Annotated in this window: 15 protein-coding genes, 4 tRNA genes and 4 pseudogenes; 11 read left to right on the top strand and 12 right to left on the bottom strand. The window is 62.2% G+C overall.

The features are described from left to right. Positions 1 to 3: 3 nt before the first annotated feature. The 6 genes from ACD578_RS28715 to ACD578_RS28740 form a co-directional block, all read right to left on the bottom strand. Positions 4 to 357: a hypothetical protein gene (locus tag ACD578_RS28715; protein WP_404294282.1), complete on the bottom strand. Its 354-nt coding sequence runs from the start codon at positions 355 to 357 to the stop codon at positions 4 to 6. 91 nt (positions 358 to 448) lie between these two features. Continuing rightward, positions 449 to 533, bottom strand: a tRNA-Leu gene (locus ACD578_RS28720). Between the two features lie 3 nt (positions 534 to 536). Next, a tRNA-Ile gene (locus ACD578_RS28725) sits at positions 537 to 612 on the bottom strand. Positions 613 to 651: 39 nt separating this feature from the next. Next, a tRNA-Leu gene (locus tag ACD578_RS28730) sits at positions 652 to 733 on the bottom strand. A 553-nt stretch (positions 734 to 1,286) separates the two neighbouring features. Continuing rightward, entirely contained in the window at positions 1,287 to 1,709 is a 423-nt protein-coding gene (locus ACD578_RS28735) for a hypothetical protein (RefSeq protein ID WP_404294284.1), read from the bottom strand. A gap of 805 nt (positions 1,710 to 2,514) precedes the next feature. Next, a tRNA-Ile gene (locus ACD578_RS28740) sits at positions 2,515 to 2,590 on the bottom strand. A 122-nt stretch (positions 2,591 to 2,712) separates the two neighbouring features. Between ACD578_RS28740 and ACD578_RS28745 the strand changes: the two genes are divergently transcribed. The 6 genes from ACD578_RS28745 to ACD578_RS28770 all read left to right on the top strand — a co-directional run bounded on the left by ACD578_RS28745 (position 2,713) and on the right by ACD578_RS28770 (position 6,868). Beyond that, positions 2,713 to 2,979 (top strand): GcrA family cell cycle regulator, encoded by a 267-nt coding sequence (locus tag ACD578_RS28745; protein ID WP_404294285.1) that lies wholly within the window; start codon positions 2,713 to 2,715, stop codon positions 2,977 to 2,979. Between the two features lie 168 nt (positions 2,980 to 3,147). Then, the gene (locus tag ACD578_RS28750) at positions 3,148 to 3,378 is read left to right on the top strand and encodes a hypothetical protein (RefSeq protein WP_404294286.1); all 231 of its coding nucleotides are present in this window, start codon (positions 3,148 to 3,150) and stop codon (positions 3,376 to 3,378) included. A gap of 158 nt (positions 3,379 to 3,536) precedes the next feature. Continuing rightward, positions 3,537 to 3,776 carry a hypothetical protein gene (locus ACD578_RS28755; protein ID WP_404294288.1) on the top strand — a complete coding sequence of 80 codons (240 nt, stop codon included), beginning with the start codon at positions 3,537 to 3,539 and terminating at the stop codon, positions 3,774 to 3,776. A 622-nt stretch (positions 3,777 to 4,398) separates the two neighbouring features. After that, positions 4,399 to 4,635, top strand: a complete 237-nt coding sequence (locus tag ACD578_RS28760) for a type II toxin-antitoxin system ParD family antitoxin (protein ID WP_404294291.1) — start codon at positions 4,399 to 4,401, stop codon at positions 4,633 to 4,635. After that, on the top strand, positions 4,613 to 6,412 hold the full coding sequence (locus tag ACD578_RS28765) for a PAS domain S-box protein (RefSeq protein WP_404294293.1): 1,800 nt from the start codon (positions 4,613 to 4,615) through the stop codon (positions 6,410 to 6,412). Before ACD578_RS28760 ends, ACD578_RS28765 begins: the two co-directional genes overlap by 23 nt. Positions 6,413 to 6,451: 39 nt before the next feature. Then, positions 6,452 to 6,868, top strand: coding sequence for a response regulator (locus tag ACD578_RS28770; protein ID WP_404294294.1), 417 nt, complete (start codon positions 6,452 to 6,454; stop codon positions 6,866 to 6,868). On the opposite strand, the gene ACD578_RS28775 is transcribed toward ACD578_RS28770, so the two are convergent. Then, complete coding sequence (locus ACD578_RS28775) at positions 6,865 to 7,065, bottom strand: hypothetical protein (RefSeq protein ID WP_404294296.1); 201 nt, start codon at positions 7,063 to 7,065, stop codon at positions 6,865 to 6,867. The genes ACD578_RS28770 and ACD578_RS28775 overlap by 4 nt on opposite strands. 140 nt (positions 7,066 to 7,205) lie before the next feature. Between ACD578_RS28775 and ACD578_RS28780 the strand changes: the two are divergent. Next, positions 7,206 to 7,520, top strand: a pseudogene (locus ACD578_RS28780) (GcrA family cell cycle regulator); the annotation flags it as partial. Between the two features lie 381 nt (positions 7,521 to 7,901). Here the strand turns inward: ACD578_RS28780 and ACD578_RS28785 are convergent. Together ACD578_RS28785 and ACD578_RS28790 are read right to left on the bottom strand one after the other, a co-directional pair. Further along, positions 7,902 to 8,045, bottom strand: a complete 144-nt coding sequence (locus ACD578_RS28785; RefSeq protein ID WP_404294299.1) for a hypothetical protein — start codon at positions 8,043 to 8,045, stop codon at positions 7,902 to 7,904. Between the two features lie 10 nt (positions 8,046 to 8,055). Beyond that, positions 8,056 to 8,241 (bottom strand): hypothetical protein, encoded by a 186-nt coding sequence (locus ACD578_RS28790; protein ID WP_152713287.1) that lies wholly within the window; start codon positions 8,239 to 8,241, stop codon positions 8,056 to 8,058. A gap of 750 nt (positions 8,242 to 8,991) precedes the next feature. Between ACD578_RS28790 and ACD578_RS28795 the strand changes: the two are divergent. The 3 genes and pseudogenes from ACD578_RS28795 to ACD578_RS28805 form a co-directional block, all read left to right on the top strand. After that, positions 8,992 to 9,213: pseudogene (locus ACD578_RS28795) on the top strand (LLM class flavin-dependent oxidoreductase); the annotation flags it as partial. 342 nt (positions 9,214 to 9,555) lie between these two features. Then, complete coding sequence (locus tag ACD578_RS28800; protein ID WP_404294301.1) at positions 9,556 to 12,051, top strand: cellulose binding domain-containing protein; 2,496 nt, start codon at positions 9,556 to 9,558, stop codon at positions 12,049 to 12,051. A gap of 209 nt (positions 12,052 to 12,260) precedes the next feature. Beyond that, positions 12,261 to 13,196 (top strand): annotated as a pseudogene (locus ACD578_RS28805) (transposase); the annotation flags it as partial. Positions 13,197 to 13,338: 142 nt separating this feature from the next. Here the strand turns inward: ACD578_RS28805 and ACD578_RS28810 are convergent. The 3 genes and pseudogenes from ACD578_RS28810 to ACD578_RS28820 all read right to left on the bottom strand — a co-directional run. Continuing rightward, positions 13,339 to 14,007 (bottom strand): peroxiredoxin-like family protein, encoded by a 669-nt coding sequence (locus tag ACD578_RS28810; RefSeq protein WP_404294303.1) that lies wholly within the window; start codon positions 14,005 to 14,007, stop codon positions 13,339 to 13,341. Positions 14,008 to 14,026: 19 nt separating this feature from the next. Further along, positions 14,027 to 17,044 carry an ATP-binding protein gene (locus tag ACD578_RS28815; RefSeq protein ID WP_404295514.1) on the bottom strand — a complete coding sequence of 1,006 codons (3,018 nt, stop codon included), beginning with the start codon at positions 17,042 to 17,044 and terminating at the stop codon, positions 14,027 to 14,029. A 144-nt stretch (positions 17,045 to 17,188) separates the two neighbouring features. Beyond that, a pseudogene (locus tag ACD578_RS28820) lies at positions 17,189 to 17,314 on the bottom strand (zinc ribbon domain-containing protein); the annotation flags it as partial. A 424-nt stretch (positions 17,315 to 17,738) separates the two neighbouring features. Here ACD578_RS28820 and ACD578_RS28825 point away from each other — a divergent pair. Further along, positions 17,739 to 19,919, top strand: a complete 2,181-nt coding sequence (locus ACD578_RS28825; RefSeq protein ID WP_404294304.1) for a PAS domain S-box protein — start codon at positions 17,739 to 17,741, stop codon at positions 19,917 to 19,919. Positions 19,920 to 19,926: the final 7 nt, after the last annotated feature.

The raw sequence follows: 19,926 nt of genomic DNA on the forward strand, positions 1-19,926 counted from the left end.
CCGTTACTGCATCTGGTCTGCGCGGCTGGCCTGCTGGCGAGCTTCTCGGCTCTCCTTGACCTTGTTGAAGACGACCTTGAACACAGCGTCGGCATACTCCGCGCTGACGCTCGTAATTGCTTCAGACCCCAGCCGTGCCACTCCCTGGACGGTGGTGTCGCGAAGGAGGTTAAGATGCTTCTCGATAGCAGCGTCAGTCAGTCCCTGGGCATCCGCAATCATGCCGAGCAAGACGACTGCGTTGTTGATGGCCAGTGTCTCCAGGACAGTGAGGCGGGCAAGGGCCTGCTCTCTGGTGAACGGAAGTTGTTCGGCAGGTGCTTGAGCCTGGGATGGAGGGGGTGTCTGGTCAGACATGAACTCTTTCCTCTGGTTGGCCTGTCTCGTGAATAGCGAAGCCTCATCCCTGCCCATGTCAGCAGAGGCAGAGTGTGGTGTAGCGAATTGATGGTGCGGGCGGAGGGACGCGAACCCCCACAGCTTGCGCCGCTGGAACCTAAATCCAGTGCGCCTACCAATTCCGCCACACCCACACGTGGTGGGCCTAGAGGGACTTGAACCCCCAACCAGACCGTTATGAGCGGCCGGCTCTCACCATTGAGCTACAGGTCCAGGGCATCCTCATACTGGGTCTTTGCCAAGATGAGAATGGGCGAATGACGGGAATCGAACCCGTACGGTCAAGCCCGAGGGATTTTAAGTCCCTTGCGTCTACCAATTTCGCCACGTCCGCGGGTAGCCCGAGGAAGGCGCAGGGCGTGGTGGGGGGTCAATTCCTGCGGGACGTTTCGCCTGAGCGGAGGTTGAGGATGTCGCTGTTGATCCGGCCCCGGTCGATTGCGTCCATCTCCTCGATGGCGCCTGCGGGTGCCTGGATCATGGTCTCCATCTCATCCTGACGAGGTCATAAGGAGGCTTCAGGCCTCGCAGGCAATACTCAGCCTCAATGTCCACTCGTCGGGGATCGTGTCCCTTCTCCGGTGCTTTCGCCCAAGCGCGGACCAAGCCAATCCATGCCCCTGTCAGCGCCTCCTCCGGCGAGTGTTCGAGACGTCGGCCGCGGCTCACATAGTCCGGCACAGCCCGCATCGGGGGCTCGGCCATCCAGGATTGGACAGCGGTCTTGACGTCATCACTCACAAGACGTCTCCAGGCTGGACTTGGATCCACACAGAACCGCATCCCTGCCTGCGCAAGCAATGGCAGGGTGTGGTGGCATGTAAAGAGTTAAAGGGTCGGGTTACCCCGCGGTGATGCCTCATCCTTGTGAGCAGCCCTACGAGCAGTCAGTGCCCATAAGCCTTCATGAATTCTGCCGTGAGCGTTCGTTCCAGCTCCCATGTCAGGGGGATCGGGTTGGCTCGGTTCCACGCCCGTTGGCCCTGCTGCACGAAGCGCTTCCTTTTACGCTTGATCTCGTTTGGAAGGTGGACCGCCAAAGGGGCAAAGCTTCGACGCAGTTGAACCTCCGTCCTCTTCCTGGACGGGAGGGCAGCCTCCGCTGTTTCAGCCGCAGCGATATTGTCTGGCGTCGGATCCGGATGGCGCACGTATGCATCTTCTTCCAATCGGCTGAAGGCGTCCTGCTGAGCCGTGTAGTACTCTCTTAGGCCAGGGGCGTGGTCCAGGAGATAAGCCTCAAGGGCTTCATCTCTGCCCTCTTGCTCACGGCTGACCCACAAAGCCAGATTGGCTGCCTTCTTTGGCATGTACCGAGGCTCCTTATGCCCTGCTGTCACTGCTGGCGTTCTGGATCTCGGCTCCCCCGAGCCAGGTCCGAACTTCCTCCAGGTTGCGGAAGGTGTGCTCCATCTCGGTCAAGGGAGCAGGCCGTTCACCTGCGTCCAAGCGAGGACCTGCCCCCCAGCCCTCCACACCGGGACAGCCAGAGAATGCCTCACGTGTTGCACGGTGGCTGTACCCAGGAAGGCACACAGGCTCGATGAGATGATCGGGAAGGTCGACGACGGGCGAGACTGGGCAGCCCACCTCCCGCGAACCGGCAGTGATGCCGGAAAGTCTCAGACCTCTGTGAAATCCAGCGGCGTCGTTAGCTTGACCTCGCATGACCAAGTTCTTCACGCCGTTCGTTCGAACCAGACAAAAGGAAACCGGTCAGGGTGAGTTGGGCAGGTTCTGTTCCGGGCAGAGGTTGGATCGCTCGAATGTCCCTGCAGCCCGTCAAGAGCAGGTCATAGGCGCCAGGCGCAAGTTGAATTAGGCTGTAGGTCATGAGGAGCTCTTAGCAGACTTGAGCGGGTGCTCAATCCTGTCATAGGCCGTAGCGATGACTGCCTCACGATCCGGTGCCATGATCAGGGTCGCGCACTGCTGCGGCCGGGCTACGACGGCCATTATTCCAGGCCACTTTGGCTGGAGCGAATCTGATAGCAGTTGTGCTCCACGAGGTCGATTTCCGGAAGGAGATGAGGATCAGTCATGGTCGTGATGGCAGGTTTGGCTCTCAAGCGGCATACACCAGGCGGTGGTCTTGTGCTTGGATGGGCCGGTTTGTGGTGGGCCCGGAGGGACTTGAACCCCCAACCAGACCGTTATGAGCGGCCGGCTCTAACCATTGAGCTACAGGCCCATCGACAGCGATCCTGCCGCATCTTCAATGTTTTGGCTGTACCAGCAAAGGCACAGTGGATAGGAAACACTTAGGAACTTTCCCTTTCGGGCCTTATACCCATCACCGAGTAACCCGCCATCATGCCGGAAGCAGAGATCCCTGAACCTTCCCCTCGCGATCGAACCACCCTGTTGAGGCTTCATGCGCGGCAGTGCCGCTTCGTCGTCTCGGACGACGGCCCGGCGGCCCTCTTCTGCGGCGCCCCAACTCGTCCCGAATCCAGCTGGTGCCCCTGGCATAGGCGGCTCGTCTATATGAGGGCGCCCACCCAGGGAGCCAAGGCAGGGCGAGGCTTCGTTCTCCCAGATTACGGCTCGGCCAAAGACAGACGGAAGGACGCCAAATAGCCTGCGCAGCGTACTGGTGCCCTGCCCTGCTGATACGGCAGTCGAGCCAGACACCGGTGCCTCTTCGGATAGGTAATCCGCAGTTCCCGGATTGCCTTGGCCCCACTATGGCTGGGCTCGCAAAGCTCTCTCACGATTCGATGGCTGTCCCCCTTCGGAGGAACCGGAATGCCCCACGAAGCGTATTGTGTTGCTGATCGAGGCAACCGCTGGTCCGTCATCCACCGCAGTCGGGATCTCGGCGCCTTTCGTTGTCGGACGAATGCCCTGAAGTTCGCTGTGACGTCTGCTCACTCGAACGAGGAGATGAAGCGTCCGAACATCGACGTGCTTGATCGCAGCGGAGATTTCTACACCGCATGGGATTCCGGCAAAGACGTCATGAGCCTCGACACTTGAGCGCCCGCCCTGCACGTCCATCACCATCCCGTCACAGTGGATCTGCACGATCTCCTTCACTCATGGAGAGGAGACTTTTGATGGCCACGCCTCGGTTGACAGAGAAAGAGATCGCCACACGGGCTCGTAGACGAGCGGGGACCTAGAGAGGCCAGGAGGTGGATCATGACCCAGAGCTACTCTCTCATCTGTGGGTGCGTGCGGTGGCGTTTGCGGAAGCCGGCCACTCCTGCCGGGCGGCGGCGCGCCACTTTGAGGTCAGCGATAGCTGTGCCATCAAGCTGCTGCAGCGCCAGCGGCGGTTCGGCTCACTTGCACCGGCCCGGAAAGGCCGCCCGCCGGGACGCGGCAAGCTAGTGCCCTATGAGGCCTTCCTGATCCAGACCGTCGAGGCCTAGCCGGCCATCACCATGCCCGAACTCGCAGCCCGCTTGCTGGACGGGTACGGGATCGTTGCCGCTCCCGCGATGCTCTCGCGCTTTCTATGCCGGCGCGGGTTCTCGTATAAAAATCGCGGATGGCGGCGGAGTGCGCACGCGCCGATGTGCGTGAGGAGCATCAGGTCTGGAGAGGCCACCGTCAGCCGCGCATGCGCCAGGAGCCGCACCGATTGGTGTTTCTTAATGAGACATACGTCAACACCAAGATGACGCGCCTGCGCGAGCGCAGCCGCAAGGGAGAGCGGTTACGCATGTGCGCGCCCTGGGCCATCTATGGCCCGATCACCCGAAGGCGTTTGACGTCTACATCAAGACGCAACTCGGTCCAACGCTGAGCAAAGGTGACGGGCCAGAGGAGGCCGTCGACGCACCGCCCGCTAAGCCGCCGGAGCAGCGGTGCGAGGTATCACCCATCCGGATTTCAGCCAGATACTTCCATTGAGGTTCCAGAGAGGAGAGGCCGACAGGGCCTTGTGCAGGCTCTCGAACAATGATGTATCTGTCCCCTGCGACAATACAGTAACAGCCGGGCTGTACCAGCCTTTGACACAGCGCTGCCAATATGGCCATGGTTTCTTCCATGCCGATACGCAAATCCATAAATGTCTCGCTGACCCTCGAACTCGAACGCTTCATCACCGGGCGCGTCGCCTCGGGGCGTTACCAGAACAACAGCGAAGTCATCCGCGCTGCATTGAGGCTCCTGCAGGTCCAGGAATGCAAGGACGCACTCGGGATCGACGGTGCCGAACCACAGTCCCAACCATCCGAGGCTCCGTCATCCATGAACGCGAATGCCGACCCGTTTACTTCGTAAGCTGCTCCAGTCCGACCGCGAGCGCTTCCTGGAGAGCCTGCTCGAGAGCGCGACCGACTATGCCATCATCACTCTCGATCTCGAGGGGCGGATCACCAGTTGGAACAGCGGGGCGGAGCAGGTGCTGGGCTGGTCCGAGGCTGAAGCGCTAGGACAGAACACAAGCCTGTTTTTCACGCCTGAGGATCAGGACGCGGAAGCCCCGGCTCAGGAGTTGGCCATCGCGCGCGACTACGGCCGGGCGACCGACGAGCGCTGGCACGTCAGGAAGGGCGGCGAGCGCTTCTGGGCCAATGGCTCCCTGATGCCGCTCGTCAACGACGAGAACAATGTCATCGAAGGCTACCTCAAGATCCTGCGCGACCGCACCGAGCAGAGGCTGGCTGAGGAAAAAACCCGCCAGAGCGAAGCCTTCCTGCGCGGCGTTCTGGACAGTTCAGGCGACTGCATCAAAGTCCTCGACCTTGAGGGTCGGATCGAGTTCATGAACGAGGGCGGTCTCCGGGGGATGGAGGTGGAAGACGTCTCTGCCATCCAGGGCCGGCTGTGGACAAGCCTCTGGGAGGATGACGGTACCGTGGCTGAGAAGGCGATGGCGGCGGCCAGGGCCGGAGATACCGGGCGCTTTAGCGGCTTGGCCAAAACGCTCAAGGGCACGCCGCGCTGGTGGGACGTCCAAGTGACGCCCATTGCCGGCCCTGACGGTCAGCCGGGCAAGCTCTTGGCCATTTCACGCGATATCACGGATCGCCGACAGGCTGAAGCCGCCCTGCGCGAGACAGTGGAGCGCTACAGCCTTGTCACCCGCGCCACCAACGATGCCATCTGGGACTGGGATCTCGTGCGCAACCATGTCCGGTGGAATGAGGCCCTCTACACGGCCTATGGCTACAACCCGCATGAAATCGAGCCGAGCGGCGAGTGGCGGATGGCCCAGATCCACCCGGAGGATCGCCAAAGGGTCGAGGACCACATTCGCTCGGCCATCGCTGGGGCTGGGGACGAATGGAGCCACGAGTACCGCTTCCGGTGTGCCTCTGGTCATTACGCGACGGTCTTCGACCGCGGCTATATGGTGCGTGACGCGGCGGGTCGGCCCCTGCGCATGATCGGCGCGATGCTCGACATCACCAGCCGCAAGCGGGCGGAGCAGGAGCTTGAGGTCGTTCATCGCGAGCTCGGCCATCGCTTGAAAAACGTGTTGACCATGGTCCAGGCGATTGCCTCTCATACCCTGCGCAGCGCGCCATCCATGGATGTAGCTCGCGAGGCCCTGGCGGCGCGGCTGGTCGCGCTGGGCAAGGCCCAGGACCTCCTCATCACGAAGAGCTCGGAGGAGGCCGAGATCGGAACTCTGGTTCATAGCGTGCTCGAGGCTCACCGCGCCTCCGAGCCGGAGCGCTTGCGCATCCAGGGCTCGCGTGTGCACCTCAGCCCTCAAGCAGCCTTGTCCTTGGCTCTGATCCTGCACGAGCTCGCCACCAACGCGGTCAAGTACGGTGCGCTGTCCAACGAACAGGGCCATGTCAATTTGGTCTGGACTGTGACTGAGGACACCTCGGCCTGCCTGGCCTTGCGCTGGTCGGAACACGGCGGTCCGATTGTGACCGAGCCCAAGCACAAAGGCTTCGGGTCGCGGCTGATCACACGCGGTTTGGCGGGCGGTGTCGGCGGCGAAGTCACACTCCGCTACGAGCCGACAGGCGTGGTGTGCACCATCACGGCTCCGCTCGACAGCCTAGCCACCTCTTCCCCCGTTCAGGGGACCGTCGCATAGGCCAGGAACCTTCTCGCAGCCACGGGCTTTCTGCCGATCATGTCCAAGACTGATTATGCTCCACGCTACGTCCTTGTCGTCGAGGACGAGCCGATCATCCGCATGAACGCGGTCGATATGCTGGAAGATGCTGGCTTCGAGGTTCTGGAGGCGGCCAATGCCGACGCGGCGCTCAGGCTTCTGGAAGCCCGAGCTCACGAGATTGCGGCGCTGTTCACCGACATTCACATGCCTGGATCGATGGACGGCATGGCCTTGGTCAAATGGGTCGCCGAGCGTTGGCCTAACATCCGGCCTTTCGTCACGTCGGGCCACACGACACTTCGGGGCGCCGATATTTCCGACCACGGCCACTTCCTGGCGAAGCCCTACAGATCGGCGCAGCTTCATGGCCGTTGTCGGCGAAGCGTTTGGTTAAACGCGCCCCAAGGCACCCGGATCGTGGATCACACCTAAGCGTCGTTGGCCGAAAAAGACCGCCGGTCGACATCATTGAATTTGGCGATGAGGGTCAGGAATTGCTCAGGCGGCCGCTCCTTCAGATAGCTCTTGTAGAGCTTGCGCAAGGCGACGCCCAACGTCCGGATGCTCTCGCGCTGCGAAAACGTCAGCGTCGCAGGGATCGCGCGGCCTGGGTTGTTCATCTCTGGCATTTGCATCTCGCGCCTTAATCCCGCACGAGTTCATAGTACGCGAACACGCGCACCCGCAAACCGGTTCCCCTGCCGGGACCTGTGGTATCCCCGACATTTGATTGTAGTCGGGCTTTGACTGGCGGACCGTTTCGACGTGCCGCCCGCCGTGGTGCCGGAACACCGAGTCGAAGCGCCCGCCATCCGGGTTGCGACCCGAGACTTCCGCTGATCCGCCCCGCCATGCCATAGTGCCCGTTATGCAAGAGCCCGACCCTAGACACCGAACGAAACTGCTCAAGACTGCGACGCGACAGTGCCGCTTCATCGTCTCCGATGATCCGCGGCGCGCCGTCTGCTGCGGAGCCCCGACGCCGGAGGGATCGAGCTGGTGCGCCTGGCACCGGAGGCTCGTCTACGTCCCGGCGCATGCAAAAGTGCAGCGCGCTGCGCAAATTGCGCCGGGACGCCAATAGAACAGCCGCTATAGGCTCAGCTCAAGCCAGATTTGCCGTCCGCGCGAACGATCTGGATACAGGCCTGCTGGATAAGCGAATGTTTCCGTTCCGTCGCAGCGACTCGGCAGGATGAAGTCAAGCCACGATCTGAGAAGCGATCCCAGAGAGGATGCCCATGATCAATAAGAACAATGGGAACCACCGTGAACATGAGTGATGTTCTGGCTCGGAATCCACCGCAGTCTCCGTAGACGTTCTGGGTATCGCTGGCCGTTGTGGGTGCCTGTTCTGTCTTGACATCGAGCTGCCTCAAGCAGGGCACCTCGCGCCGCTGAGTCTGGTCATAGAGCCCTCCCCCGTCGGTTCCTTGGACAGGTCCGCGCCAACGCAGTGCGGTTCTCAATGCTTTAGACCGCCAGGATTCCGCCCGAACTGCTCCATCGTCATGAGAGCGTCTTCGTTGGCCGCCTGCACACGGAATGCCGAGAGAAAGAGCACGGTCACAATGGCGGTAACGGTAAACAAGAGAGCTTTGGTGTTCATGCCGGCCTCTTCAGTAACGACGTCTGGGAAATTTCTCGCGCGCGGCCCGGCTGGCATGTGCGATGGAGGGAAAGATCGCCAAATCGAGGGACTTAAATGTCAAACTGGCGGCGAAGAAGCGGAAGCCGCCTTCAGTGGCAACGACAATGCCGGCTGTAACGTCTCCGACTTCGATAACATGCGTGGTATGTGACATGGTGCAGATCTCCTGCCGCCAGCATGCGACTGGCAGTCATACGAGTTGTTATGGAAGGAGTCTTGGGAAGATCTTTTAGAGGCGACACCAGTCGCGGCTGCTGCGAACCCGACGCGCCAAGCGCCGTAGGGTGAGATTCAGCACCGGAATTATCATGACCGCGATCCTTCATGCGGATCACGAGGCGCATTGGACGCATCGTGACGCTTTAGCGTTTGTTCTCGCGGAGCAAGCTGTGCACTTCAAATCACCGCGGCTGCTCGAGCGACTATCTGTTCAAACAGCGTGGTTATGTTGCTTTCATCCTCTCAAGCTGTCAACGAGAATGTTCTTTTAAAAGATCGACAAACGAAGAACTTTTTTTGCCTCCGGAGACCGTTAGGCTCATAAGAAAGGCTCTCCACGTAGAAGTTTCATGTCCAAATCGTCGGATCCCATAGACAAAATGTTCCTCAGCCGGAAAGCAAAGGGCCGATTCCTGATCAGCGCCAGTTATACTTAAGGGGCTTGTTCACCATGAGGCAGGCCAGTCTCCAATGATATATGCGATCAAACAGTAGACGCATTCCCGAGAAGACCAGTTTTCTTCAAATCACGAGTTCCTAGATGAATATATGCTCCTTCAGCAATCATCTTTAGAACATCGGTTTATTGCTTTTTCGTCCGGTTTGCCGAACGATCCAGGTGCGCCTCGCAGTGTCTTGAAGACATCGTGCACCAAGTTGCGAATTCCCGACCAGGAGCGAATCCATGCCGAAAGATCGTCAACTAAAAATGGGCTTCATACTGCACGGAGTCGGCATGGGATGGGGCGACTGGAGGCATCCGGACGCTCAGCCGGACGCGAGCACTAACTTCGCGTACTACAAAAAGCAGGCCACAAATGCTGAGAAGGCCAAGTTCGACTTTCTGTTCGTTGCCGACAGCGTGTTCATCACGGCGAGATCAAGTCCACACTACTTGAGTCGCTTCGGGTGTGGAAACGTAAATCCAGTTTAGCTCGATCATGGATCGGCGGCTTGCACGTTACGGTGCGCTGCCCTTTTAAAATGAACATCAGATCAAACCCAGGGGTGGAGTTCACTCCTCCGTCCGATGCCGAGGCACGCCTCCGCTCTGCGTCGCTTGGCCACAGACGTAGCCATCTATGGATCTTCGTAGCTAACACATTGCGATCGCTGGAGAAAAGGCAGTCACATCCCGGCTCTATGAAGCAGAGTTTCATCCCCACATTGTGGTGAGCCGTTCGGAACGGGTTGACTCTTGCGAGGTAAACATCCCTTGGTAGTGAATATTTTTCCATCAGGCCCCTCCATGTCCTTTCCGTCACTCCGGTCGATCGATTTCCTCGTCAGCGGGGAGCCGGGCGCTCTCATCACCGTCACCGAGACAGTTGACGGCAGACTCGATTTCCACGTCCGGGTCACCGACGTGATCGCGAACGACATCGACCGCCCGGATACGGCGGATCTTCGAGGCCTGTTCTTCCACGTCTCGACCGAAAGCGTCCTCGCTGGTCTGTCGGTCAGCGGCGCAAATGTCACCAACTACGCCGTGAGCGCGAACGGGGTGATGGAGGTCCAAGGTGACGTCACCATGAGCGGCGAGGTCGGCAAGGCTGTCGGCCCCTTCGACATCGGCATCGAGTTCGGCACCTCCGGAATCGGCAAGGACGACATCAAGGAGACCACGTTCACCTTGGCTTCCTCCGCGCCGCTGAGCCTCGAGCTCGTGCTGCAGCAGTATTTCGGATTGCGTCTGACCAGCGTCAGCGACAACGGCCAAGGACGGGCCCTGAGCCTCAAGCTCGCCGGCCAGCTGACCGGAACGCCGAAGATCATCAATCAGGTCCCGACCGACCCTGCTCCGACGGATCCCACACCGGACAATCCGACACCAACGCCCGTCGACCCGACACCGATCGTCACGATCCCCGGCGGCAGCTTTGACGACCTGATCGAAGCGGGTGACGGCAACGACACCATTCATGGCGGCCTCGGCAACGATGAGATGCAGGGCGAAGGCGGGGACGACGTCATCGCCGGCGGCAAGGACGACGGTCATCTCAGCTGGATCGATGGCGCCCTCGGGGTCACCATCGGCGACAATCTCTACGGCAACGATGGACTGGACACCTACCTTTACAAGAAGGGCGACGGCGTCGATCTGATCTGGGATTTTCAGCCGGGTCAGGACGTCATCAGGCTAACCGGCTACGCCCTCGCCGACGTGGATTCCTTCACATTCGTGCGCACGGTCGGCAACCGGATCCCGACCGACCCCCACGACAAGATTGCCATCATCCTCGACGACGGCGGCGATGCGCTCGTCTTCAATGATTTTCCGGGTCCGAGCGCCGACGATGTCGCCATAGTCTTCGCCGACGGCACAACCCTGTCCTCCGCGAGGCTTCTCGAGCTTGCGGCGGCCCATCCGACTGCAGGCGCGCCTGCGGGTGCTTCAGGATTGGCGACGAGGAGCAGCGCTGTCACCTCCTCCGCCAAGCCGCTCGACCTCTATGGCGGCAACGGCGACGATATCTTGATCGGCGGCCTCGGCCACGACCGGCTTTATGGCAACGAGGGCGCGAACGGCCTCAACGGGCGCGACGGCAACGATCAGCTCTTTGGCGGCAATGTGCGCGACACTCTCCTCGGGGATCAGGGCGACGACATCGGCTACGGCAACGGCGGCGACGATCTCATCATCGGTGGATCGGGAGCCGACAAGCTCTATGGCGCCGGCGGTGCCGATCTCATCTATGGCGACGACGGCGAGGGCGTGGACCTGCCGACGACGCTGACCTCCTACACGCCGGCGGTCCCGGGGGAGGAGGTCCATGCGGCGATCCGGATCACCAATAACTGGTGGGGCGGCTTCCAGGGCGAAATTACGGTCACGGCCAACGAGAGCGTTAACGACTGGGGCGTCTTTCTCAAGAGCAAGTTCAACATCGACAGCATCTGGGGCGCCAGGACCGTCGCGGAGGCGAACTGGGACCAGGGCGTGGTCTACGATCTGAACAATGCCGAGTGGAATGGTGCGCTGGCCGCCGGGCAGACCACGACCATCGGCTTCACGGCCCGCACCGGCTTCAACGGCGTCGTGGACGTGCAGACGCTCCTCGCCGGATTGGGGATCGAAAAGCGCATCTCCACCGACGCGCTGCCTAGTGAGAGCCTGCTCAGCGCCCTTGGCAATACCATGCGCGGCTATGCGGGTGCCGATCTCCTGGTCGGCACCATGGGCAATGATACCTACTATGTCGACAATGCCGGAGATCAGGTGATCGAGGCCTATGCGGCTGGCGCAAACGACAAGGTGGTTACGACGGTCGACTACACCCTATCCCAGAACGTCGAGGTGCTCTCGGCGGAAGGCGCCGCTTCGGGCCTCAGCCTCACGGGCAACGGGCTCGACAACGAGGTCACCGGCAGCGCGGGAGCTGACAAGATCAACGGCGGCGGCGGAAAGGACCTGCTCACCGGCGGCAGGGGCAAGGATGCTTTCGTGTTCGACAAGAAGTTCGGCAAGTCCAATGTCGACAGAGTCGCCGACTTCAACGTGAAGGACGACACGGTCCGGCTCGACAATGCGGTGTTCAAGAAGCTCGGCAAGGCCGGCAAGCTGAAGAAGGATTTCTTCAAGATCGGCACCAAAGCGGCCGATGCCGACGATCACGTCATCTACAACAGCAAGAAGGGCATGCTCTATTACGATGCCGACGGCAACGGGAAAGGCGCGGCTGTTCACTTTGCAACGCTTTCCAAGAACCTCAAGCTCACGCAGGCGGACGTCATCGTCATCTGAGGCTTCGGCCTTGAGCCATCGCTCCGCGCCTCCGGCTGGCGGCCCGCTCGGGTTGATAGCAGCGGTATTGAAGCGGTCGAGCGCCACGGAAGAGTAGCGGACGATCCAGTGAAGAATCGTAGCATGATTCACAGCGATGTCTCGCCTAGCCATCATCCCTTCCAGATTCCAGAGTCTCAGCTGCAGGCCAGCTTACTACTGCACGCAAAGCCAGCCTGATCCAGGCTGATGCCAACAAACAGCGTTCCCTCCCTTCCCCGGGGTGAGTGGGTCGCGCAGGACTACACTGAGGCAGCGCCGTGGACCGTACAGGAGTATCTCGCCACCTTGGACGAGGCCGCCTTCGGTGCGGCCACTGATGTTGAGCCGAAGTTCGTCTCGCCCTCTGATCCGGCCGCCCAGTGGACCGGCGCAATGCGCGGTCCGGCGTTCTTGCCTACACGGACAACTACCTCATTGACCTTAAGTCAGCCGTGATCGTGGATGCCGAAGCCTCTCGCGCGGTGCGTCAGGCGGAAGTGGGGGCTGCCCGCACCATGCTCGAGCGCATGGCTGAACGCTTCCGTCTCAAGCCGAAGCGGCTGGCGGGCGACAGCGCCTATGGCGAGGCCGAGATGCTGCACTGGCTCATGGAGGAGCAGAAGATCGAGCCGCATGTTCCGGTGATCGACAGATCCACTCGCCAGGACGGCACCTTCTCACGAGCAGAGTTCACCTATGGCGCTGGGGCCGACACCTACACGTGCCCTGAGGGCAAGACCCTGACCACCAGCGGCCGGATCGTGAACGAGGGCACGAGCAGGCTCTATCTGCGCAGCACCTTTGACTGTGATCCCTGTCCGTTGAAGGAACAGTGCTGTCCTAACACGCCGGCCCGCAGGATCACGCGCAGCATCTATGAGCAGGCCCGGGAGGTCGCCCGAGCTTCGGCCGGTACGCCGGTATTCGAACGATCGCGGCGGGACCGCACGCGCATTGAGATACTGATTGCCCACGTCAAGCGAATCTTGAAGATGGGCCGCCTGCGGCTGCGGGGTCCGTTTGGAGCTCAGGATGAGTTTCTGCTGGCAGCTCCCGCCCAGAACCTGAGAAAGCTTGCCAAGCTGATCACTTCATCAGGGCCTCAGAGGGCCCAGGTGGCCTGAGGCAAGCCCAAACGCTCAGCTCATCGTGGTCCTGACCTCAGCAAACAAAGCCCCGTCGCTGTCTCAGCCAGTCTGAGCGCCGACTTTTTCAACGAAACCCGCCAGGAGCTGACATTCCGCTATGGACTATCCGTCGCAACGTTCAGCTTGGCTCCGCATTCACCAAGGTCCGTGCCGCAGCTAGGATGTCATTGCTCGAGGGAAACTTCCCCACGCCGGCCAAGCCCTCTGTGGCGCATTCGATGTTAGCCCAGCGGACGATGCCATCACGGTCGATCAGGAACTGCCCTTTTAGCTGGGGCCATTGTCGCTCCATATCGGTGTGATCGGTGTCGTTCTCCGTATAGCCGTCAAGCTTTGCCACGGCGGCAGCAGCCTCCATGATCGGCAGAGGCTCCGGCAAAATTCCGTCGGGATTGATGCGGATCTCGCCGAGCGCCTTCATGAGCTCAGGAATCGGGGTAGGCTTCGGAATGCCAAATGCCCGGTGCGTGGTGAGCTCGGGGTCAGCAGCCAAGCGGAATCGGGTTGGCCGAAATTTGAAATAGAGCCGAGCGTTCTCGGGTGGCGTGGCCACGATTCCGAGTGTTTCAATTCCTGACGCTTTGAGCGCCGGTTCGGACATTCCGACCTGGGCGATGGCCCGCCGGCAGAAGGGACACCACAGCCCGACGAACAAAGCGAGGAACAACGGGGTTCTTCCTCGATAGTCCGCCAGCGACACGGTGCCGGACCCGTCCACTGCTGGCAGCGTGAAGTCAGGCGCCCGCTGGCCTGGGGAAATTGTGGGGTGCGCTTCTGAGATGCTCATGGCCTAACTCCTCCCTCTGTTAGGAGAGAAACGGCAGTATCAGAAGGGCGTCGGGCTCGAGGCCGGCCCGCTCGCACACCTCCTGCGACTTCGCCAGATAAACCTCGGCCATCGCTGTATTCCCGGCATCGAGATTGAGCGTGGCGAGCCCATCGTAGCACGGAACGAGGAGCTGCGGATCTCCGATCCGCTCGGCCAGACTTAAAGCCTCCTTGTAAGCAGCGAGGGCCGAGACATGATCTCCATGGCATTGGTGGATCTGGCCCAGGACGATCAGGGGAACCGCCAGATGATCGAGAAGCCCGAGCCTGCGATCGAGGTTGATCGCCGATTGCGCCGCCTCGATTCCCTCCACCTCACAGCGGTCCGTCAGCGCGCAATAGGCGACGGCAAGGTTCGCATGGAGGCGCGACTGAAAGCTGAGATCGCCCACCTTCTTCGCAGTCTCGAGCCCTAGGAGGCAGGTCGCGATGCTCCGGCGCGGGTCGAGTGAGCTGTAGAGTACGCCGAGATTGGCATACCCGCGGCAGGCCGCCTGCAGCAGGTCGTATGACTCGGCGAGCCGGATGCTCTGCTCGATCTGATTGACCGCGTCGTTGAGGCGGCCCGTGTGCGCAAGCGCCACGCCCAACGTATTGTAGGCCTGCACCCGCGTTGCCGCCGTCTGACGGGCGTACTCGGGATCGGCTTTGGTCTCTTCCCCTCTCGCCGTCTCAGTGAGCGCACGCTCGGCCCAGGCGATAGCGCCCGCGTTGTCGCCGCTCCGAAATGCAAGTCGGCCGAGCTCCTGGAAGAGCTGCGCCCGCTCAATGGGGCTGCCGTCCTCGCCCAACTGCTCGAGGCCCGACGCAAAGCAGGCCGCAGCGCTCTCCCGATCGCCGGCCTCCCAGTGGAGGGCCCCAATCTTGCGATGTAGGCGGGCAGCGCCTGCGCGATCTGCTGCCATCTCGAGCGCCTGCCGCACCGCCTCATAGTGCGTGAGAGCCTCGGCCCGCTGTCCAGTGAGCGCCAAAAGCTCTCCGAGCCGCTCGCGCACCGCCTGCACCTGACTGTCGCAGGCCTGGCAACCGGCGAGGGTCTGCAGAGCGCGCTGGTAATGGCGGATGGCGTCATCGTTGGCGTAGACCTCGCGCGCCCGGTCGCCCGCAGCCATAAGGTAGCGTGCACCCTTGGGCTTCTCCCGAGCGAGGCTCCAGTGATGGCCTAGCGCTTCGAGGTCGCTCAGTTGCGAAGGATGAGGACCGACGACGCGCTCGAGTGCGCGGCCCGCCCGCTCATGCAGCTCACTCCGGCGGGACAGGAGCAGGTTCTCGTAGACGACCTCGTGTACGAGCGCATGCGTGAATCGGTACCGCCTGCCCGCGCGGCTTTCTCCGATTTCCTGGATCATCTCGAACGCGCCGAGCCGGTCGAGGGCGGTTCCGGTGCTCGCCCTGTCGGTCGCAATAGCATGGAGCAGCGCTTCGTCGAACACCATCCCCAGTACGGCAGCGTCTTGGAGCAGTCGCCGGGCATTGGCAGGAAGCCGATCGACGCGGGAGAGAAGGAGCCCGTGCAGCGTGGGCGGAATGTTTACTGCGTCGCAGGCTCCGGTACACGTCCACCATTCGCCTTGGCGGACGAGCACTCCCGTGCTCACCAGGTTCCGGACGATCTCCTCAACAAACAGCGGATTACCCCCGGCCCGCGTCGTGATCAAATGCTGGACCCGAGCGAGAGCGGCCTCGTCGAGCCGGCCGAAAAGACCCGTCACGAGGGCCCGGATCTCTTCAGGAGAAAGGGCCGTGAGCCGGATAATGCTCTGAGATGCCTGGGCGACAAGGAGCGGGGGTGCGTCGGGGCGATGCGAGACCAGCATCATCAAAGGCTGATCGGCCAAGTAGTCGGCAATGTCTCGAAGCAGGTCCACCGAGGCTGCGTCGGCCCAGTGGAGATCTTCCACGATCATCAGGACCGGCGTTTGCTGAAGGCGCCGCTCGACCAGCGTGCGCGCGGCCAGCGCAATCTGGCGCTTGAGCTGCTCGGGATTTAAGTCGTGGGGGAGCCCCTCCTTGACCCCGAGCAGATAACTCAGCACCGGAACGATGGCCTCTGTTACGTCGGTCGGTGCTCCGAGCGAGCGGAGACCTATTGCCAACTTCTGCCGTGCAACATCGAGCGAGTCACCCGGTTTCACTTGGTAGCCCTCGCGGAACAGCGCCGCGAAGACACCGTAGGGTGGCTCACCAAGGGACGAGCAGTCGGCCCGGCGGAGGGCCGTGCAGGCCAGCCGGCCAGCATCCTCAAGCCGCCTCAGGAACTCTGTGATCAGCCGCGACTTGCCGGTGCCGGCCTCGCCAATGAGGCTGACGACCTGTGCCCGGCTCCGCTGCATCTGGTCGAAGGCCGCGAGGAGCTGCTCCAGCTCTTCGGTCCGCCCGACCATCGCAGAGACAAGCCCGTAAGCGGCAAGCCCGCGCGCCGATTGCGGTTCGGCGAGCACGCCGAGCAGGCGGTGAACCACCACGGGTCCGGCCTTGCCGCGCAGAGCCAGTTCGCCGGCCGGCTCGAACGCGAAGCAATGCCTGGTGAGGGCATGGGTGGCGTGCGATACCAGGATTGTCCCCGGCGCTGCCGCCCCAACAAGACGGGAGGCCGTGTTCACAGCATCGCCTGTCACGTCATAGGCTGCACTGGCGGCATCGCCGAGGCTGCCGGCCACGACTGGCCCGGTATGCACGGCGATGTGCAGGGTCACCGGCTGGCCGAGGCGCTCCTCCCACTGATTGCTCAGCACCGCACCGCGGGCCAGCATATCGAGCGCCGCGTGGAGCGCCCGCGCTGGATCGTCCTCGTGCGCGGTCGGGGCCCCGAAGAAGGCAAGGACGGCATCGCCGAGGAATTTCGCGACAAAGCCGTCATAGCGGGCGATTGCCTGGCTGAGGGACTCAAATAGCGCGTTCTGAAACGCGCGCACCTCCTCAGGATCGAGGCGCTCGGACAGGGTGGTGAATCCCGAGAGGTCGCCGAACAGCACGGTCACCTGGCGGCGGTCCACTTCCCGGCACGGGGTATCCGTTCTCGCTGCCGGAAAGGTTTCCGTCGGCTCGACTGTGGTCGGCGCGCAGCCCACGGGTGCTACTTTAGCTCTCCCAGAAGCCGCTGGGTCGGAGCCCGTATCTCTGGCCGCCCCGCAACGAGGACAGAATGCGAAATCAGGCTCGCACGAGAAGCCACACGCCGCGCAGGGCGTTAGCTGTCGGCGGCCGCACCGCGGGCAGAAGGCGAACTCGGATAATAGCTCGAAACCACAGCCGACGCACGTCATCGAAAGACCCGTAGCTTGGAAGGCGGCCCTTACCGCAGCAGTCAGGTGTCGGACGTCTCCAGGTGCTCGATGTTAGCACGTGGGCTGGCCAATCGTATGCACTGAGCCCACGAGAAGGGCGGCTTTGGATCAGACTCTGAAGATCCCCTGCCCTTCAGGAGGGGCAGCTTAGGCACGGAGAGCGGACCAAAGCGTTACTTCCGTGACATGCCAATTCCAGCACTTACTGTTCCAGAGTCAATAATCTTGGCGGGCTGTCGAAATCGGCCGAGAACGCCCTACCTGTAGATGTTCGCCGCCGGCCTGAGGACAAGATTCCGATGGCCCCTCCTCGCGGGTGGAGCTGTGTTTCTGCCGAGGCGTCGCGGTGGTAGCCCGGATTGCCGCTGCGAGAGGCGGCTGGCGCAAAGGAAGATGAACTCCGATGACGGTTGCCGCTCTTCCCTCCAGCAGTCCCTTGCTCCGGTCCAGCTTTCAGGAACTCGCCACCGTCACTCAGGCCATCCTGGATGCCATGCCCACTGCCGTGTACGTCTGCTCGGCGGACGGGGTCATCCTGCGCTATAACCACCGGGCCGCCGAGCTGTGGGGGCGCACGCCTCGCCTGGGCGAGACGGATGAACGTTACTGCGGCTCCTTTCGCCTCTATCATCTGGACGGACGTCCGCTGGCTCATGCCGACACGCCGATGGCGCAGGTCCTGCGCACCGGCCAACCCGCCCATGGACTTGAGGTCCTGATTGAGCGGCCGGATGGAAGCCGCCGCACCGTGCTGGTGCACATCGAGCCGCTGCTGGACGATCAGGGCGGCGTTCTTGGCGCGATCAATGGCTTCCAGGACATCTCCGACCGCAAAGCCCTGGAACTCGAACTGCGCCGAAGCCGCCAGGATCTTGAGGACTTCTTCGAGAACGGCGCCGTGGGTCTTCACCTGGTGGCCGCGGACGGCACCATCCTGCGCGCCAACCGCGCCGAGCTTGATCTCCTCGGCTATACGGCGGACGAGTACATCGGCCGGCCCATCGCCGACTTCCATGCCGATGCTCCGGTGATCCGAGATATCCTCCGTCGCCTCGCTCGAGGCGAGACGCTGGACCGCTATCCGGCCCGCCTGAAGGCCAAGGACGGCTCGATCCGCCATGTTCTGATCACGTCCAACGTGCACTTCCGCAATGGGGAATTCCACAACACCCGCTGCTTTACGGTTGATGTGACCGACCAGCACCGAGCCGACGAGGCCCTGCGGGAGAGCCAGCAGCGGCTGGCCGTCACCTACGAGAAGGCTCCCATCGGCATTGCCGAAGTCGATCCCGCCGGGCGGTTTGTCCGCATCAACGCGGCTCTCTCGGCCATCATCGGCTACGCGCCCGAGGAGCTTGTGGGGCGCTCCTTCATCGATCTGACCCACCCTGAGGACAGGGACGATGATGCCGAGCAGTACGCGCGCCAGGTGCGCGGTGAGATCGCCCACTACTCGACGCAGAAGCGCTTCCTGCGCCGGGATGGTGGCATTGTCTTCGTGAATGTTCTCAGCTCGTCCGTGCGCGATCCGCAGGGGCAGTTCCGCTACGGCGTGCGCGTGGTCCAGGACATAACGGAGCAGCTCCAGGCCGAGGAGCGACTGCGCGAGAGCGAGCGCCACGTTCGAGAGCTCCTGGAGGCGTTGCCGGCCGCGATCTACACCACCGATGCGGCAGGCCGGATCACCTACTACAACCAAGCCGCTGTCGACTTCTCCGGGAGGAAGCCCATCCTGGGCAGCGATGAGTGGTGCGTGACCTGGCGTCTCTTCACGCCGGACGGCACCCCGCTGCCGCACGATCAATGCCCCATGGCTGTCGCCTTGAGGGAAGGCCGCGCAGTTCGCGGTGCCGAAGCGATCGCCGAGCGCCCCGATGGCACCCGCGTTCCGTTCATTCCCTTTCCCACGCCGCTGCGCGATGCCTCCGGCAGGATCATTGGCGCAATCAACATGCTGGTGGACATCACGGAGCGCAAGCAGGCGGAGGAGCATCAGAGGGTGCTGATCGACGAGCTGAACCACCGCGTGAAGAACACGCTCGCCACCGTGCAATCGATCGCGATTCAAACCATCCGGACCTCACCTGACCTGGCGACCTTCTCCGAGAATTTTGAGGCGCGGCTGCTGTCCTTGAGCAAGGCGCACGAGCTGCTGACCCGTCGGGCCTGGACCGGCGTCAACCTGCGCGACATTATCTGTCAGGAGCTGGAGCCGTACGATGATGGCTCCACCACGCGTGTTCGGCTGGAAGGTCCCGATCTCACACTGGAGCCTCGGGTGGGCCTCGCCCTCAGCCTGGTGCTGCACGAGCTCACCACCAACGCCGCCAAGTACGGCGCTCTGTCGACGGAGCAGGGTCTCGTCACCGTGCGGTGGAGCGCCTCAGGGTCCGGCGCTTCCGATATCCTAAGGATTGACTGGATCGAAAGCGGTGGGCCCGCAGTGATTCCGCCAGCCAGACGCAGCTTCGGCACCCGCTTGATCGAGCGCAGCATGACCAAGGACCTTCAAGGCATGGCCACGCTCGATTTCGATCTCGCAGGCCTGCGTTGCATCCTCGAGTTGCCGCTCAATCAGCTCTGAGGCCGTC

The organism is Microvirga sp. RSM25, from assembly GCF_044784385.1.
GTDB lineage: Bacteria > Pseudomonadota > Alphaproteobacteria > Rhizobiales > Beijerinckiaceae > Microvirga > Microvirga tunisiensis.